The following is a 17,203-nucleotide window of genomic DNA, read 5'->3' on the forward strand; positions in this document are numbered from 1 at the left end:
AATTTATTTCAGTTTTTTTAAAATACAAGTCACTACACCCCAGACCATGATTTGTTCTTCGCTACGAGGATAGATGTCAGGGTAGTCTGGATTCTCGGCTTTTAACCATAAAAGGATCGTTCCATCATTTTGTTTTTCTAACATTAATCTTTTTACTGTGAATTCATTATTAATCAGCGCCAAGACGATATCACCATGTTCTGCATTCAAACTCCGGTCAATCAAGATTTGATCACCAACTTCAATCCCTGCATTTTTCATTGATAAAGAATTTACGCGTAGTATAAAAGTAGATGCTACGTTGTGAACCAAGTATTCATTTAGATCAATATGTCCTTCTACATAATCTTGTGCTGGGGAAGGGAAGCCTGCTGCCACAGATTCAATAGGATAGGCAATTTTTAAACGTGTTCTAAATTGGATTGGTGAAATTTCAATTTGTTGATTGAAATCATCTTCAGGTCGTATTTTTAACCATTCTTTAATTTGAATCACTTTTGATTCAGGAACACGCATTACTACTGTTTTTTCTGAAAACTGTGATTTTCGACCTGCATTGGCACGTTTACCACCATGTAGAGAAGCGGTATTTGTTGCTGAAATATTTGAATTGCTGCTCATATGAAATTCCCCCCATTTAATCTTGAATATGTAACAAAATCAAGATAGCAAAAAAAACATTGTAAAAACAGATTGTTTCGTCGGATTGATTGTGCTTATACGACACTATGCTTAAAATTAGGTCTGAATTTATGATGAAAATGGAATCATCCATGTTGCAAGATTTTATTGAAGAGCAAAAATTAGTCTGTGAGGAGTTTGATTCTGCTTACATCAAAGTGAATGAAGATGATGTTGTTGCTGTGGCTAAGCATACTTTAGATCAAGAGCCAATCGTCGGTTTGCGTAATAAGCCTGAACCAGGTGAGAAAGTGGCATGGTTTATTTATGGTGGTGAATTAGGCGAGGGCGAAGATTTTTTTGAGACGATGACGGTGAAAGAGCTTGAAGAAATTTTACCCGACGCAATTCCATTTCTTGCATTGGAAACAGGTTTCCGTTTTATGATTGATCGAGATGATTATGAGGATGTTTGGAAAGCTGAGCCTGATTTAGGAATCTAATGTGCATGTTATGGGTGAGGTTGATTTTTGTAGGTTTAAGTTTTTTTGTATCACAACAGGTTGTAGCGAATGATTTGATTGATGCACAACAGATGGTGTATCAGCAAAAACTGGATCATGAAATGCAGCTGATCGAACAAACCAAGCAGATTTTAGATGATGAACACAGTACAGCCACACCGATGGAGCAACAACTTGCTTTATGTGGAAGGTTAAAGGCCTATCTAAACATTGTTGGTTTAGCAGACGAGTTTATTCAAGTTGAACAAGCACATGTAATGAAACGTATTGCGCAATTTTATTTAAATCAGCAATCTACGAGTTTTCAACAATCGGGCATGACAATTGATGATTGGTGTAGCGCAAACTAGCAAATTTGTCAGATATTGATATGAATTTGGACTGAATTGATAACTCGAACTTTATTATAATTTTTTGCGTTGAGTTGACGTATTCCAATTTCCCTGATTGACACGCGACATCTTAACCATCATTAGTCTAGGTGATGTCTAAACCCGCTGCATAGCGGGTTTTTTAATGTCTATTTCACTGATTAATTCATTTTTTAAAGCTACGAACTGACTCGATATGCTATGTAAATCAAAAAGTAGTTTTGGTTTACAGACAATTGGCAGGCTTTGGTATTCCGGCTAATCGACTTAGATGGCGAGCAACTAGGCCTGTTTTAAACTTTTCTTGCAATACTGCATTATTAATGTCAGCGCTGACGTGTTTCATTAAAAATTTGATTAAGGGACGAGTTGCAGGAGAATGACCAAATTGAGCGTAGAACTGACGCACCGCATGCAATACTTCGAAATGCCAAGCTGTTAGCTCAAGCTCGAGCGTATTCGCGAGTACTTGCGCTACATTTTCATTCCAAATGGTATAGTCAACTAAATGACCATCTTGATCGAGTTCAAGGGATAATTCAGTGGTCATGGTAAAACCTAAGTCAATAAATTTGTTTTATTTAAGGCTAATACAGCGTGTAAAGCCCAGAATGATATCTGCAAAAGTGGTGTAATCAATCACTTCAATTTGAAAATACTCGCCGTTCAATAGATGCGAAGGTAATAACTCAGCATCTCGATCTAAAACGTAGACCTTGTTTTGAATCGTAAGTACAGATGGTGTAAACAATGCCAACACCGCATCCCCCATAAGCACTAAAGCATCATTGGTATCCAGTGTTTTTTGAACCTGTTGAATACAATGTTCAGTATTTGCAAATTGAGATTGTATTAAATAAAGCGTTTTATCGGTCATATGAGTTACCAATACAGTACATGGTCAAAGCTTTGAATTAACTCTTTATTAAATTCAATAAATTTAATTTCATGCGTAGTATGTTGAACAAAGGGATTATCTTGTTGATTTGATTCAACCAAAATAGGGCTTAGATCATAAAACTCAAAGCTATCGACGAGGTTGGAAGCCAGTTTAAACGCATGTTTAATGGGTTCGAAGCTTAATTCGGAACGGAGTAAACTTAAGGCTGCGCCTTGCAATAAAACTTTTACTTCAGCGCCAAAAGTTGCTAAAACCATGGTTGCAGAAAGGCTCTCATGAACTTGTAGCGAGTTGAGATTTGATTGGGTTAATATAACCAGTACAGATTTCACACAATTTACCTTTCAATTGCAACAATCAATGAAAAATGAATAATTTAGAATTGAACTAGACGTGCTGAAGATGAGACAGCATCTGCCAATTCACCGAGTCCTACCAGCTGAAAACCTTCAGCCAGATTATGGGACTCAATGTGATGGCGTTGAGCATTTTCAGCATCAGTGATTCCACGTGCTAGGGCAGCACTTACGCAAACAGGAAGTTTGATATTTAATTTTTGCCACTCTTGTGTGAGACTTCTTTGATCATCTGGCGACCACTGTAAGTTGTTTGCAACTTGAACGCCGTCTTGATAAAAGAAAACTCGAAAAATTTCGCCTTTCGCTTGCAATGATTGTGCGAGTCCTAATGCATGCCAAGCATGGATTGAGCTAGGTGCCGAGGTAATTAGTAATAACGTACTCATTTAAAACTTCGCATAGGGTGATCAAACTGAAAATAGCTTGTTCAGGCTTTTAAACAAAAAGGTAGTATACAATGATTTTAGTGACAGGTGGATTAGGCTTTATAGGTTCACACGTTGTTTTAAGCTTATTGGCACATGGTCAAGAAGTCGTCATTGTAGATAATCTTGCCAATGCGAATTTACAAACGCTTGAACGTCTTGAATACATTTCTGGGATGTATGTACCTTTTGTAAAACTAGATGTTAGAAATACGCCTGCTCTGAATAAAGTTTTTGAGCAGTACTCAATCCGTGCTGTTATACATACTGCAGGATTTAAGTCTTTAGAGGAGTCTCGCTTAAAACCGCTTGAATATTATAATGATAATGTCAGTTGCATTATGAGTCTGATGCGTGCAATGCAACGAACTGGTGTACGAACATTATTGCATCTTTCAAGTATGGCGGTTTATGGCACTTCGAGTTTGAATTTAAATGAAGAACATCCTCTCAATTTTGCCAATCCAAACCCTTATATTAAATCCCAGCAAATGATCGAAGAGATCATCCGTGATACCTCTAAAACGGACGAAGAATGGAGTATTGCGATCCTGAGACTAGCAAATGTAGCTGGTGCTTTTGAACATGGAGTTTTGGGTGAAGTGGTTGCCCCTTTACCTAAAAATATTTTGCCTTTGGTGTTACAAATCGCAGCCATGCAGCGCGATTCCATTCAATTACAAAAGAATGCCAAGACAAAAGACCAAACGGTTGAACGAAGTTTTGTGCATGTCATTGATGTGTGCGAGGCAGTCATTGCAACTTTAAAGTGGTTATTTAATCAAAGATCAACGTGCGAAGCATTTGATATCGCAGGTCAGCCAAGTTCAATTCAAAACTTGATTAATACTGTAGAAAAAGTGACTGAAACAAAAATTAGAACTGAGGAAACTGATTATGTTTTCCAAGAATTAGATCAAATTGGTTCGAATAGTTTAAAAGCATTAGAATTATTGCAATGGAAAGCACATCGATCACTAGAACAAATGATTGAAGATCAATGGCGATACTATCAAAGCACCTTTAATAATTAAAATGATAATCATTTACATTTATGGGTTTTTTGATTAGCATCAAATCAACGGTGGATGAATCCGAATCAAACATGATTCTTCCAAGGAATAGCGAAATATTTGAGGCTGATATGCAAACACGTATAGAACACGACACGATGGGTGATGTAGAAGTACCAAGTGATGCGATGTGGGGGGCTCAAACCCAGCGCAGTTTGCAAAATTTCAAAATTGGTGGTGAGCGACTTCCTCGTGCGATGATCCGTGGTATGGGGCTGGTCAAAAAAGCTTCTGCACTTACTAATGCTGAGTTAAATCAGATTCCTGCTGAATTGGCGAATTATATTGTGGGTGCTGCAGAAGAAGTGATTACGGGGCAATGGGACAGTCAATTTCCATTAGTGGTATGGCAAACAGGTTCTGGTACTCAAAGTAATATGAACTGTAATGAAGTCATTGCAAATATTGCGAATCAAAAGCTGGGTAATCCGCTTGGAGCACAGAAACCCGTTCATCCAAATGATCATGTTAATCGAGCTCAATCTACAAATGATTCATTTCCAACAGCGATTCATGTCGCTGCTAGTTTACAGATCAATGAGTTACTGATTCCAGCAGTTCAAGCTTTACGTGAAACTTTACATCAGAAGTCTCAAGAATTTTCAAATATCGTTAAGATTGGGCGTACACATTTACAAGATGCAACGCCGTTAACTTTAGGCCAGGAATTCAGTGGTTACGTATCCCAACTCGATCATGGATTAAAGCGTCTAGAGCAAGCTTTAGAAGGGTTATATGAATTGCCATTAGGTGGTACAGCTGTCGGTACAGGTCTAAATGCTCATCCTGATTATGCTATAAATGCAGCAAAAAAATTGGCTGAGCTTACGGGTTTACCTTTTGTGACTGCACCAAATAAGTTTGAAGCACTAGCAGGACGTGATGCTGCAGTATTTGCTTCTGGCGCACTGAAAACACTTGCTGCGAGTTTAAATAAGATTGCCAATGATATTCGTTGGTTAGCGAGTGGTCCTCGTTGTGGTTTTGGGGAGATTCGTATTCCTGAAAATGAACCAGGTTCGAGTATTATGCCAGGTAAGGTGAATCCTACTCAAAGTGAAGCTATGACGATGGTTGTTGCGCAGGTTTTGGGTAATGACACGACAATTAATATCGCTGGTGCTTCAGGTAATTTTGAACTAAATGTTTTTATGCCGGTTATTGCTTATAATTTACTGCAATCAATTCAACTGCTAGGTGATGCATGTAATAGCTTTAATGAGCATTGTGCTGTGGGGATTGAGCCAAACCAAGATAAGATCGATTATTTCTTGCATAACTCGTTGATGTTAGTTACTGCATTGAATCCTGTGATTGGTTATGAAAACGCGGCTAAGGTTGCGAAAACTGCCTATAAGGAAGGAAAGACTCTGAAACAAGTTGCTGTAGAGCTGAATTTAGTCACAGCTGAGCAGTTTGATGAAGTCGTTGTACCTGAGAATATGGTTTCACCTAATGTGAAGTGATTTTGATTTGGTGAATTTTATGATTTGAATGTTGATAACATATATTGACAAGCAACTGTCTTTAATATATTGACCAATTATTCATTTCAGAATACTATTTATATAACGACCTTTCATACGTCACTTAAGGCTTTTATAAAGGAGACAATCATGAATAATTATAAAGCTCGTCTAATCCTTGAAGAAGGCTATGGATTAGGTTGAGACTCATTTAAATTTGTGTAATAAAGCATCCATTAGGGTGCTTTATTTTTGAGTAAAATAAAATTGAATTACTTTTATACTTATCTTTTGATTATTCCATATGTCACTGTAATTGCCTATTTTTATATTTATCGTAGAGATAATTTCTTTATTAAGATTAGAAGTAGTAATCAACTCCTTCTCATCTTAATTTTATTAGGTATCACGTTTGTAGAAATATTAATTTGGAAAAGTTTTTTTGAAGATTATAAATTTCTAAATTTTGATATAGAAAATACAGATGGGCAGTTTAAAACGACAGCATTAGTTACGGTTTTAGCAGCTATAGCTGCCGTTTTTGGTTGGATTTTTACTTCAAGGGTGCAAATTATAAACACTATAAGAAGTCATTCAGTACAAGTATTGATGAATAGTAGGAATTCTACTGCGTATATTGCTAAGGTTGATATTGCAACCAAAATAAGAAGGAATTTGGGGAAGGATCAAAACGTAGAGTCGAAAGATAAAGTGCAATTGACTAGAGAAAAATTTAATTCATTGGAAGATGAGGAAAAATCGGCTGTAACATATTTATTAAATTTTTTGGAATTTGTAGCAATTGGAATCAGACATAACAACTTAGATGAAGAATTAATAAAAAGTAGTTTCAAATCAATACTTAAAGCTAATTACAACCTCTTCCAACCAGTAATTGAATATTTAAGAGAGATTGATAGTCCTAAAATTTACAATCAACTCGAAATTTTGCATAAAAGGTGGGAAGAGAACAAAGAACCAGAATGTATCAATTGTAAGCAAGGTATTGATGATGAAGTTCAGAATAGAAAGAAACATAAATTTAATAATCTTCGGAACATTACATTAACAATTTTAACGGGCTCAGGGTGGCTAATAATGATAGCTATCATGAGATTAATAGAGAAATTAACGAAATATTCAACGGAGGAAGATTTATTATGCGATAACTGTAAAACATTAAAAAAATAAGTAAAAACTTCATCACATAGTCATGTAATTATTATGAGATTGATTAACTCGTCACAATTGTTAAAATACACATTGCTTTTAATTGCTGTTGTATCAAAGTTCTTATCTTAGACTTAAGACAGCCAATCTACGGAAATTTTCAATGCTCGATATATATTTAACAGATGTTCAAAAAAATGTTCAATTTCAAGATTATCCAGGTGAACATCCTGTTAAATTTATTCTTAACTTTAAAAAAATCTTCCCAAGTATCATGGAATTACTACTTCCTGTTCTGCCTAAAGATGAAAATCTAGAAGACATGACGTGGGAATCAACAACAAAAGATTTTGAAACGTTCAAACTTCTACTGACAGGTTGGGGTGTTATTGAACTGCGTCTAAATGCCATTACACAATTCAAAAATCGTGAATTTGCAGATCAGCTAGTAAAAACTGCTCAACAAAAAAGAGCAAAGTTTTCTAAAGAACAACCTAAGCTCAGTACGGTAGATTTAGACTATTTGTTCATGCATGAAGTTCATACGGCGATTGATGCTGAATTAGTAGAGTTAGGTGAAAAATTCTATTTGCCAACCTTACGCTCCCTATGGAAAAACCAAGTATCGGCTCAGGTTCTTGAGGCTAAATTTTAAGCTTACATATGCCAAGAAAAGCCCTCTATCATGGAGGGCTTTTTACTATTGGGTAAAAAAAATACGAATAAAATCAAATCTTCGAATTAGGGTTCAAAATGGATAGATGTTGGTCTGATAAATGCTTAATGTAACACTACAACATATTTGATTTGTTGAATATTTAATCTTTGGTTAAGTATTTCTAATGAATTAAAGGTCAGAGTATCGTATTTCCCCGAGGAAATACCAAAGGATTTCAGAAAATGTCGAATCAATTTTTAGATTTAATTCAAAAACGCCGTACGATTTATGCTTTAGGAAAAGCAGTTGAACAATCTCCTGAGTACTTAACAGATCTTATTCAGAATGCGATTAAACAAAGCCCATCATCTTTTAACTCTCAATCTTCACGTGCGGTGATTTTATTTAACGCTGAACATGAAAAGTTTTGGGGCTTTGTGAAAGAGAAGCTAAAGTCATATGCGAAGGACGAGGCGAGTGCAGCAAAAACTTCTGCAAAAATGGATAGCTTTGCTGCAGGCGTAGGCACTGTATTATTTTTCGAAGAAATGGATACAATCACTGACTTACAAGAGAAATATCCTTCGTATGCGGAAAACTTCCCAATTTGGGCGGAACATTCAACAGCAATGGCACAGTTTGCGGTTTGGACAGCTTTACATACAGAAGGTTTAGGTGCAAACCTTCAACATTATAATCCGATTGTAGATGATCAAGTCCAATCTGAATGGGCTGTACCGGCTTCGTGGAAACTACGCGCACAATTGGTATTTGGATCTAAAGAAGGAGAGGCTTTCGATAAAGGCTATATTGACGACGCCACACGTTTTAAAATGTTTAAATAAAATATGGAAAAGCACTCATTGGAGTGCTTTTTTTAAACCCATAAATAGCCTAAGCAATATTCATATTTCTAACTTTATTCCCATGTAATACATAATATAAGACAATGCAAAATAAAGTACCCATAGCACTATATAAATAGAGTTGTTGGTAACTGATCAAATCTAAAGCTAAACCTAAGAAATAAGGACCGAATCCCAAACCTGCATCTAAAAAGATAAAATAAGTTGAGGTTGCAAATCCCATTCGTTCCAAACTAGTACTTTTCACTGCAATTGTTTGGCAAATTGACTGGATATTACCGTAGCCTAAACCTAATAATCCTGCGCAAATCAACAAAAGGCCCGAACTGTTAGCTTGGCTTAACAAGAAGAATGCAAGTGCCATAATGAGAAAGGCCGGATACATAATTATATTTTCGCCTTTTTTATCCATCAGTGGTCCCGTAATAGGACGAGAGAGCAGAATCGTCAACGCATAAATGAGAAAGAAAAATGATGCTGCTTCAACCAGATCAATTTCTTTGGCATAAAAATTAATAAACGATAGAACACCAGAGTAAAAGAGGGAGCTTACCAACATGATCAGAGCAATGGGTAAGGCGCTCTTTTCAATATATTGAGATAGAAAACTATTTTGAGTATGGGCCTGATCAGGTATAGACGAAACCTGTTGCAATTGAGGAACTTGAATAAATAAAGCTGTAATTAAACATAAAACTGCAAGGATTGAAGATAGGGCAAAAATAATGTTGTAACTGACATGAAGCATTAGCCAGATTGCCAAAAATGGTCCAATTGCAGTTCCTAAAGTACTACTCATACTGTAGTAACCTATACCTTCACCACGACGGGTTGCGGGAATAATTTGAGCGATAATTGTGCCAAATACGGTGGAGGCAACCCCCATCATAAAGCCATGCAAGAATCGAACGATTAATAAAGTTCCAACCTCTAAATGGAGAAAATAAAAGCCTGAAAATATGAGAAATCCAGTGAGTCCGAACAGCATGGTGACTTTAGAACCGAATTTAACGAGGAATTTAGCCACCAATAAACGACCAATCAGTGTACCCACAATAAAAAATCCTGATACTAAACCAGCCTGCGCCGTCGTCGCTCCAAGTTCTGCTATCGAAAATCCCACAATGACAATGACGAGAAGATAAAAAGTCAGTACCAATTGAAAGTTAATTAAACTGACCAAAATAAAGTTACGTGTCCAAAGAGGCTGATTAACTTGATTTGAGGAAGTACTCATAACTCCTCCACGATATTTAAGCTTTTATAACGCTCTAAAATAGACAAAAACAGTTGAAGTGTCTCAGCACTTTGAGCAATGTCTTCAGGATTTACTTGATTCAAAAACTGTTGTTCAAATTGATCAATCTGAATTGTACAAATTTGATAAAGATCTCTACCTTTTTCGGTTAATTGAATTAATTTTTGGCGTTTATCAGATGATTCTAAAAACTGAATAACATCTAATTTATGTAAAGTATTAATGCGTTTTGCAATTGATGGTTTCGAAACATTGAGTTCATGAGCCAAATCAATTGAAGTGATGGAGTCATGATCATAGATATGATAAATCAACTGCCACATTGAATAGTTCAGTTGGTATTGAGCCAAGATATCATTTAAACGGTCACTAAAGAGTCGCGCACTTCGCAGCAATACGACACGGAATTTGGGAGAGTTTTGCATATAGTTAACCAAGCTAACTAGTTTGTTGGCTTGAATTTACGCTCAATTATTAGACGAATCAAGCATAATGCACTTATTGATAATCAGGGTACTGAAAATATTAGTTTTTTTGTTTTCTAAAAGTACTTGGTCGAATAGGACGGGTCCCGCGCCAGAGACCTCGTTTATTGCGTTTTGCACTATCTTGTAGCGAGATCATATATTTTAATTGCTTTGGATCACGTATGTATTCTTCGTAAACCCACGCACCACCACGCCTCACTAATTCTTCATTCATATTCTTGCGATAGCGGTAGACCACACCCACGCAACGTCCATAACGATCAATATCCGTGATTTTTACACGAACAATTTTACCTTGAACCATTTTCTTAACTAAGCGTTGGGATTCAAGCCCGTAACTTTGATTAGATTCAGGCGCATCTACAAAAGCAAAGCGTAATTTAGTTTTAGAACGTCTAAAATTCAAACGATGGCAGGAGAGGGTGTCACCATCACTCACCGCTGTAACACGGCACCAATAAGTTTTTCCTTTTTTAAAAGGTTTAAATACTTGAAGAAGATAAATCCATATTTGTCTGAAGATAATAAGAAGTAACAAGCATAAAATTGCACCAAGCCCAATGAGCCATGATGCAGGGAGTTGATCAAACATAGAAAATACAAGAGAAAACAAGCCTTAATATGATAAATCAACTCCAAGTGAGTGTTTGATTCAATATTGAACAGATGGTGTTCACACAGATTTTCTACTAAATAGCCTAAGCAAAAATTTTATTAATTTCTGAAATTAAATACTCAAACTTTTGGTGTGATGCTAATTGTGAATTCCAATAAATTCCCATTTTCATTAGAGGCAGTTCAATAGGGAGTTCAGAAATTTTTAAATCTTGAGGTAATTTCAAATTTTTTAAAATACTAAAAGGTAAGGTTAGCAATGTGTCAGGATACTCCTTCAAAATTTGTAGTGCTGTTGAATAGTGTTGACAGCGTAAAAAAATATCACGTTGAATATTCAACTTTTTAAAATGTAAATCTTCAATAAGCACACCAGAATGCCTTGATGAAACACCAATATGTTGGGCATGTTTGTATTGTTCTAAATTTTCGATGGTTGTCAAACCACATATGACAAAGCGATCATTCACTAAAGGGTTAAAATAAATTTTCTCATCAACTTTCTGTTGAAGATCGACCACTAAATCAAGTTGCTGTGACAATAAATCTTTTGCCCAATTAGTTCGATCTAATTTGATACTTTGAAACCGTGTTGCTAGTCCTAAATCACGAAAATGACGGATTAACTGCGGAAAAATTAAAGGCTCAATTTCATCATGAATTGCTATACGAATAGATTGAATCGTCAGTGGATCAAAAGATATATGATGAGTAGAGATATGCTGAATTGCGATTAATGTTTCTTTTATTCGTGGATAAATTTGATGTGAAAAGGGTGTCGCAACCATCTTTATACCACTTCGGATAAAAAGATCATCTTTCAATTGTAATCTTAATCGCTGTAAAGCGTGACTGGCTGCAGATTGTGTAATACACATCAAATTTGCGGCTTTACTGATACTTTGATGTTCGTATATCGCAATAAATAATGGATATAGATTGATATCAATGTGTGAAAAAGCGCTCAGATCCACAGATTCCTGATGAATTCTATTCATAAAGTAATATTTAAATAAATCATTTCATTCATAGTAGGTTTCAAGCTATGTTGATGTAAAGCGTGATGAGAATATAGTTCGAGGGATTAATGTTTCAATTAACGGAAAAAGCTAAACACTTTTATGATTTAGCACAACGCTTTATTCAAGACGAAATAGAGCCTATAGAACAAGAATTTTGGCATAAAGCTCATCAATTAAATTCAAGTGATGATTGGACATCATGGATGTGGCCAGCAGAACTTGAAGTACTCAAACAAAAAGCTAAATCGCAAAATTTGTGGAATCTTTTTTTACCAGACCCAGAATTTGGTCAAGGTTTAACAGTTCAAGAATATGCACACATTGCTGAGTTAACTGGCCGTAGTTTATTGGCTCCTACGGTTTTCAATTGTAATGCGCCAGATAGCGGTAATATGGAGTTAATTTGGCGCTATGGCTCAGAACAACAAAAAGAGCAATGGTTAAAACCTCTCTTAGACGGAAAAATTCGATCCGTATTTTGCATGACTGAACCAGAAGTTGCTTCTTCAGATGCGACGAACATGCAAGCCACTGCTGTAATTGAGGGAGACGAAATTGTTTTAAATGGACGCAAATGGTGGTCTTCGGGTTTAGGCGATCCTAATGCAAAAATCATTATATTTATGGCACATACACCAGACGCAAATAAAGGTCGACATCAACAACATTCAATGGTTTTAGTTCCAGTTGAAACTGAGGGCGTAAAAATTGAAAGAATGTTACCTGTATTTGGTGATTATGATGCGCCACACGGTCATGGAGAAGTAACCTTTAATAATGTTCGTGTTCCAGTCACTCATTTTATTGGTGGAGCAGGTCAAGGGTTTGAGATTGCACAGGGGCGACTTGGTCCAGGACGTATTCATCATTGCATGCGTTGTATCGGTGCTGCTGAGAAATCATTGGAATTAATGATTGATCGTGGAATGCAAAGAAAAGCATTCGGTAAGGAAATTTTGAAACTTGGTGGTAATTTGGAAAGAGTCGCGGAAGCGCGTGTTGCCATCGATCAAGCACGTCTTTTGACCTTATATGCGGCATATAAAATGGATAAACTGGGCAATATGGCTGCACTCACTGAAATCTCTGCAATTAAAGTCGTTGCACCTAGTGTTTTGGAAAAAGTTGTCGATATGGCAATGCAAATTCACGGCGGTGCAGGTTTATCTAGAGATACGCCATTGACAGGTTTTTTTGCACAAGCGCGTGCATTACGTTTGGCAGATGGGCCAGATGAGGTGCATAAAGGCATGATTGCAAAATTGGAACTTGCGAAACGTGGTTTTTCAACTCGTCATTCTCAATAAGATGAGCACTCGATTTAAGGAAGAAATATGTCAGTTATAGATACAGCAGGGCAAGTCAGACGTGGTGAAGAGCTCGATATCGTTTCAGTCACAAACTGGTTAAATCAAAATGGTGTGGAAGTGATTGAGCCTGTAGAAGTTACACAATATTCTGGTGGAGCTTCAAACTGGACATACCGGCTAAAATATAGCAATGCAGATCTGATATTAAGAAGACCACCCGCAGGAACCAAAGCCAAATCTGCTCATGATATGGTTCGAGAACATAATGTTCAGAAAGCTTTAAAAGATCTATATCCAGTCGTGCCCAAAATGCTGGCATTATGTCAGGATGAATCTGTACTCGGATGCGATTTTTATGTGATGCAGCGAATCGAGGGAATTATACCAAGGGCAAAGCTTCCACCAGAACTAAAACTCACTGAATTTGATGTGCATCAGCTTTGTATAAATGTTTTAGACAAATTGATTGAATTGCACCAAGTTCCTTATCAAGGAACAGCTCTTGAGCAAATTGGAAAAGGTGAGGGTTACTGCCGTCGTCAGGTCGAAGGTTGGGACAGTCGCTACGACAAAGCCCATACCATCAATGTGCCGACCTTTAAGTTTGTACGAAATTGGCTTAAAGACAATATTCCTGAGGATTCAACCAACTGTATTATTCACAACGATTGGCGTTTTGATAATGTCATTTTGAATCCTCAACAGCCTACTGAGGTCATCGGGGTGTTGGATTGGGAAATGGCGACAATTGGTGATCCACTTATGGATTTAGGATCAGCCTTAGCATATTGGGTTGAAGAAAACGACAATATGATCTTTAAATCGACACGTCGACAACCTACACATCTTAAAGGCATGTTTACACGTAAAGAAGTTGTGGATTATTACCTAGAAAAAACAGGACTAAAGCCATCTAACTGGACGTTCTATGAAGTTTTTGGGATCTTTAGATTAGCGGTCATAGCACAACAAATTTATTATCGTTATTACCATAAACAAACGGATAATCCTGCATTTAAGGATTTTTGGATTGTGATTCATGCATTACATATTCGTGCTTTAAAACTTATAGGTATACAAAAGCTTGAAGCGAATGAAATTGCAAAAACTTATCTCGCAAAATTACAGGATATTCTGCCAAGATGACGACAATATATTTGGTCAGACATGGTCAAGCTTCATTTGGTGCTGAAAGTTATGATCAGCTTTCTCAGAAAGGTGAAGTTCAAGCACGTGTGTTGGGACAATATTTTCAAAAGTTAATACAAGAGCAGCCTTATGTATTAGCTGGCTCGATGAAACGTCATCAGCAGACGGCAGATATCTCTTTGAATGAGTGTTTTCCTGACAGTCATATTGATATCGATCCACATTGGAACGAGTTCAATCATCAACAAGTGTTTGCAAAATATGAACCACGTTTTGCAGATCCTGCATTACTTAAAAAAGATGTTGGTCAAGCGGTAGATCCTCGTGCCTATTTAGGAAAAATTTTTGAAGGTGCAATTCAACGTTGGACTAAGGGAGATCATCATCATGATTATGATGAAAGCTGGCCTCAATTTCAGCAAAGAGTACTTCAAGGCTTGAACAAACTATGTATACAACTTGAAACAGAAAAACCTCGCTATGCCGTAGTTTATACGTCTGGTGGTGTGATATCTGTCGTTGCAGGGCATTTACTTGGTTTAAGTGCAGACAAAACTTTTGCATTGAACTGGGCAATCACCAATACCAGTTTTACCACCTTAAGATTGGTTGGTACAGAACCACAATTACTCAGTTTAAATGAACATCATTATTTAAAAGAACAAGATCGTGATTTGCTCACTTGGATTTGATCAAGGCTATATGCCATAGAGAGAAAATGGAATGAACAAAACTATATTAATTACAGGTGCAAGCTCAGGTATCGGTGCTGGGATGGCACAAGAGTTTGCAAAAAAAGGATATAACCTAGCGATCTGTGCTCGTCGTTTAGAAAGGTTGTATGCTTTAAAAGATGAAATAGAACAACGCTATCAGGTAAAAGTAAGTGCGAAGGTATTGGATGTCACGGATGATGAGCAAGTTTTCCGTGTATTTAAAGAGTTTAAAGATGAGCTAGGCACTATCGATCGAGTGATAGTCAATGCTGGTGTGGGCGAAGGACGTCGTATCGGTAAAGGTAATTTTGCGATTAATAAAGCAACAGTTGAAACTAATTTTATTTCTGCGATGGCACAATGTGAAGCAGCGGTCGAAATTTTTAGATCTCAAAATTCAGGACATTTAGTTGTAATTTCGTCGATGAGTGCTTTGCGTGGTATGCCAAAACATCTTACAGCTTATGCTGCCAGTAAAGCGGGAATTGCGCATTTAGCCGAAGGGATTCGGGCTGAACTTCTTGGAACACCAATTAAAGTTTCAACGATTTATCCTGGTTACATTCGAACTGAAATTAATGAAGGTGCTGGAAAATTACCTTTTGAGGTCGATCAAGCCACAGGATCACGACTATTAGCTGAAGCAATCGAAAAGCAACCAGTCAAAGCATATGTACCAAAGTGGCCATGGTTGCCATTGGGTTTTGCAATGAAGGTTTTACCGCTTCAGCTCGTCAATAAGCTGAGTTAAAATAACGTCTTATAAATCCCACATTTAGTGGGATTTATTTTTAAAGAAATATTTCAAAGCATCTTGTATGACGATTTGCCAAACGGCATATGAATGTCCGCCTATATATTCTTGATAGTGAACATTGTGTCCTTGATCGATTAAATCCTGAGCGACAATCGGAGAGGTTTCTAGAATGCTTAAGCTATTATTTTGTCTCGAATTTTCATAGCTATTGGCTGAAATATACCAATTGAGTTTCTTTGTATTGTCTAATGTTGAAGCTCTGATCAGTTTACTCATACCATTGATTGTATCGTTTGGATCAGATTTCCACCAAAATGAACCAGAAAGTGACACGACGTGACTAATATCATTGGATGTTTTTAACGCCAAATAAGCAGAACTCAGACCACCTAAACTTGAACCCAATAAGACTGTTTTGTTGTGATCACGTTGGTTGGGCAAATGTTGACTCATCCAAGGCAATAATTCTTCTTGAAAAAACTGTGTGTATTCTGGATTGGGGCTAAGTTCTTTAGCACGTAATTGATCATTTGGGTGTCCAACAAAAACAGCCTGTATAGGTGGGAGTTGCTGTTGTTCAACCAACTGATCTAATATCTGGGGAACTTTAACTAAATGCGCATATTGTTCACCATCAAAAAAAATCAGAGTGATATATGATTTTCCGACTTGAGGTGGAGTTGCATAAATCTGAATAAGACGATCATTTCCCAAAACTTTACTTTTCAACACGGAAGAAGTTAATTGTTTTTCACTTTTTTCAGCCATTTGAGTTGGATCAATAAAATTGGGCGCTCGACTGAGTTTTGCGATATTTTCATTCCTCAGCGTGGTATTCGTTTTTAAGGCAATGTTTTTAGAATCAAACCACTTATGAGGATTGAAAGGGTCGAGTTGTTGTACCTTTAAAATAGATCGACGCTGATCTCGTGATTCTTTTAAATTTGGGTTTAAATGTGGACAGTAATTTGATAAATATCCATCGATATTCGGTGAATCCACAGCAAAACTATAACTTCCGATAAATCTTGAATCGACAATACTTTCTTTAAACCAAATATCAGTACCTTTAAGTCGAGTTAACCACTCATGATCATTACTCGGACCACCGATTAATCGCACATTGTGTTTTGCACCACGATATAAATAAATGACACGTTGGTGTGTTTCATTAAAATCTTCAATTATTGGGGTTTGATTTTTACGAATTTCCGACCAAAATTGATCGAGGAGATGATTTTTTTGATCAGGATACATCTGAATCTGTTTTTGGATTTGTTGAAGCACCTTACTTTTAGCATCCATATCCTCACATACAGGGGCATAGGATTGAGTGCTGACTTGTAATGAATGATTTACAGAGAGATCAGCACTTACTGCGGAACTCACTAACATCAATATACAAAAAAATTTGATAGGATGATTCATGGATTTTAGCTTTGAATTAATTATGT

General features: G+C 36.7%; 21 protein-coding genes. 11 read left to right on the forward strand and 10 right to left on the reverse strand.

Annotated elements, in window-relative coordinates; genetic code table 11:
* Positions 1-3: 3 nt before the first annotated feature.
* Positions 4-621, reverse strand: coding sequence for a LexA family protein (locus AC1M9F_RS03600; protein WP_257219868.1), 618 nt, complete (start codon positions 619-621; stop codon positions 4-6).
* Positions 622-773: 152 nt separating this feature from the next.
* Here AC1M9F_RS03600 and AC1M9F_RS03605 point away from each other — a divergent pair, with 152 nt between their 5' ends.
* Both AC1M9F_RS03605 and AC1M9F_RS03610 read left to right on the forward strand, forming a co-directional pair.
* The gene (locus tag AC1M9F_RS03605) at positions 774-1,124 is read left to right on the forward strand and encodes an immunity protein Imm33 domain-containing protein (protein WP_035267817.1); all 351 of its coding nucleotides are present in this window, start codon (positions 774-776) and stop codon (positions 1,122-1,124) included.
* A complete protein-coding gene (locus AC1M9F_RS03610) occupies positions 1,124-1,495 on the forward strand; it encodes a hypothetical protein (RefSeq protein WP_481597081.1) in 372 nt (123 codons plus the stop codon). The genes AC1M9F_RS03605 and AC1M9F_RS03610 overlap by 1 nt, the downstream gene beginning before the upstream one ends.
* Before the next feature lie 247 nt (positions 1,496-1,742).
* On the opposite strand, the gene AC1M9F_RS03615 is transcribed toward AC1M9F_RS03610, so the two are convergent.
* The 4 genes from AC1M9F_RS03615 to tusD are packed head-to-tail and all read right to left on the reverse strand — an operon-like array spanning position 1,743 to position 3,162.
* Entirely contained in the window at positions 1,743-2,066 is a 324-nt protein-coding gene (locus AC1M9F_RS03615; protein ID WP_481597082.1) for a TusE/DsrC/DsvC family sulfur relay protein, read from the reverse strand.
* Between the two features lie 27 nt (positions 2,067-2,093).
* Positions 2,094-2,393 (reverse strand): DsrH/TusB family sulfur metabolism protein, encoded by a 300-nt coding sequence (locus AC1M9F_RS03620; RefSeq protein ID WP_035267811.1) that lies wholly within the window; start codon positions 2,391-2,393, stop codon positions 2,094-2,096.
* A 5-nt stretch (positions 2,394-2,398) separates the two neighbouring features.
* Complete coding sequence (locus tag AC1M9F_RS03625) at positions 2,399-2,749, reverse strand: hypothetical protein (RefSeq protein WP_035267809.1); 351 nt, start codon at positions 2,747-2,749, stop codon at positions 2,399-2,401.
* Positions 2,750-2,793: 44 nt separating this feature from the next.
* Positions 2,794-3,162 (reverse strand): sulfurtransferase complex subunit TusD, encoded by a 369-nt coding sequence (gene tusD / locus AC1M9F_RS03630; protein ID WP_035267807.1) that lies wholly within the window; start codon positions 3,160-3,162, stop codon positions 2,794-2,796.
* Positions 3,163-3,233: 71 nt separating this feature from the next.
* Here tusD and AC1M9F_RS03635 point away from each other — a divergent pair, with 71 nt between their 5' ends.
* The 5 genes from AC1M9F_RS03635 (at position 3,234) to AC1M9F_RS03655 (ending at position 8,413) form a co-directional block, all read left to right on the forward strand.
* Positions 3,234-4,235 (forward strand): NAD-dependent epimerase/dehydratase family protein, encoded by a 1,002-nt coding sequence (locus AC1M9F_RS03635; RefSeq protein ID WP_481597083.1) that lies wholly within the window; start codon positions 3,234-3,236, stop codon positions 4,233-4,235.
* 110 nt (positions 4,236-4,345) lie between these two features.
* Positions 4,346-5,740 carry a class II fumarate hydratase gene (fumC, locus tag AC1M9F_RS03640; protein ID WP_481597084.1) on the forward strand — a complete coding sequence of 465 codons (1,395 nt, stop codon included), beginning with the start codon at positions 4,346-4,348 and terminating at the stop codon, positions 5,738-5,740.
* A 252-nt stretch (positions 5,741-5,992) separates the two neighbouring features.
* Positions 5,993-6,931, forward strand: a complete 939-nt coding sequence (locus tag AC1M9F_RS03645) for a DUF4760 domain-containing protein (RefSeq protein WP_481597085.1) — start codon at positions 5,993-5,995, stop codon at positions 6,929-6,931.
* A 142-nt stretch (positions 6,932-7,073) separates the two neighbouring features.
* On the forward strand, positions 7,074-7,565 hold the full coding sequence (locus AC1M9F_RS03650; protein WP_035267803.1) for a hypothetical protein: 492 nt from the start codon (positions 7,074-7,076) through the stop codon (positions 7,563-7,565).
* Positions 7,566-7,810: 245 nt separating this feature from the next.
* Positions 7,811-8,413 (forward strand): nitroreductase family protein, encoded by a 603-nt coding sequence (locus AC1M9F_RS03655; protein WP_481597086.1) that lies wholly within the window; start codon positions 7,811-7,813, stop codon positions 8,411-8,413.
* Positions 8,414-8,462: 49 nt separating this feature from the next.
* Here AC1M9F_RS03655 and AC1M9F_RS03660 read toward each other — a convergent pair whose 3' ends face one another.
* The 4 genes from AC1M9F_RS03660 to AC1M9F_RS03675 all read right to left on the reverse strand — a co-directional run bounded on the left by AC1M9F_RS03660 (position 8,463) and on the right by AC1M9F_RS03675 (position 11,793).
* Positions 8,463-9,671 (reverse strand): MFS transporter, encoded by a 1,209-nt coding sequence (locus AC1M9F_RS03660; protein ID WP_481597087.1) that lies wholly within the window; start codon positions 9,669-9,671, stop codon positions 8,463-8,465.
* Positions 9,668-10,117: a MarR family winged helix-turn-helix transcriptional regulator gene (locus tag AC1M9F_RS03665; RefSeq protein WP_179997997.1), complete on the reverse strand. Its 450-nt coding sequence runs from the start codon at positions 10,115-10,117 to the stop codon at positions 9,668-9,670. The genes AC1M9F_RS03660 and AC1M9F_RS03665 overlap by 4 nt, the downstream gene beginning before the upstream one ends.
* A 100-nt stretch (positions 10,118-10,217) precedes the next feature.
* Positions 10,218-10,772, reverse strand: coding sequence for a thermonuclease family protein (locus AC1M9F_RS03670; RefSeq protein WP_481597088.1), 555 nt, complete (start codon positions 10,770-10,772; stop codon positions 10,218-10,220).
* Positions 10,773-10,878: 106 nt separating this feature from the next.
* Positions 10,879-11,793, reverse strand: a complete 915-nt coding sequence (locus tag AC1M9F_RS03675; RefSeq protein ID WP_481597089.1) for a LysR family transcriptional regulator — start codon at positions 11,791-11,793, stop codon at positions 10,879-10,881.
* 89 nt (positions 11,794-11,882) lie between these two features.
* On the opposite strand from AC1M9F_RS03675, the gene AC1M9F_RS03680 reads away from it, so the two are divergent.
* From AC1M9F_RS03680 to AC1M9F_RS03695, 4 genes are read left to right on the forward strand one after another with little or no spacing between them, the layout of a single operon-like run.
* A complete protein-coding gene (locus AC1M9F_RS03680) occupies positions 11,883-13,124 on the forward strand; it encodes an acyl-CoA dehydrogenase family protein (protein ID WP_481590971.1) in 1,242 nt (413 codons plus the stop codon).
* 27 nt (positions 13,125-13,151) lie between these two features.
* Positions 13,152-14,273 carry a phosphotransferase family protein gene (locus AC1M9F_RS03685; RefSeq protein ID WP_180027838.1) on the forward strand — a complete coding sequence of 374 codons (1,122 nt, stop codon included), beginning with the start codon at positions 13,152-13,154 and terminating at the stop codon, positions 14,271-14,273.
* On the forward strand, positions 14,270-14,968 hold the full coding sequence (locus tag AC1M9F_RS03690) for a histidine phosphatase family protein (protein ID WP_035267788.1): 699 nt from the start codon (positions 14,270-14,272) through the stop codon (positions 14,966-14,968). The genes AC1M9F_RS03685 and AC1M9F_RS03690 overlap by 4 nt, the downstream gene beginning before the upstream one ends.
* A gap of 31 nt (positions 14,969-14,999) precedes the next feature.
* Entirely contained in the window at positions 15,000-15,743 is a 744-nt protein-coding gene (locus tag AC1M9F_RS03695; protein ID WP_179997992.1) for an SDR family oxidoreductase, read from the forward strand.
* Positions 15,744-15,767: 24 nt separating this feature from the next.
* Here AC1M9F_RS03695 and AC1M9F_RS03700 read toward each other — a convergent pair whose 3' ends face one another.
* Positions 15,768-17,144: an alpha/beta hydrolase-fold protein gene (locus tag AC1M9F_RS03700; protein WP_481597090.1), complete on the reverse strand. Its 1,377-nt coding sequence runs from the start codon at positions 17,142-17,144 to the stop codon at positions 15,768-15,770.
* Between the last annotated feature and the right edge of the window lie 59 nt (positions 17,145-17,203).

Source organism: Acinetobacter sp. ANC_7504 (assembly GCF_056779995.1).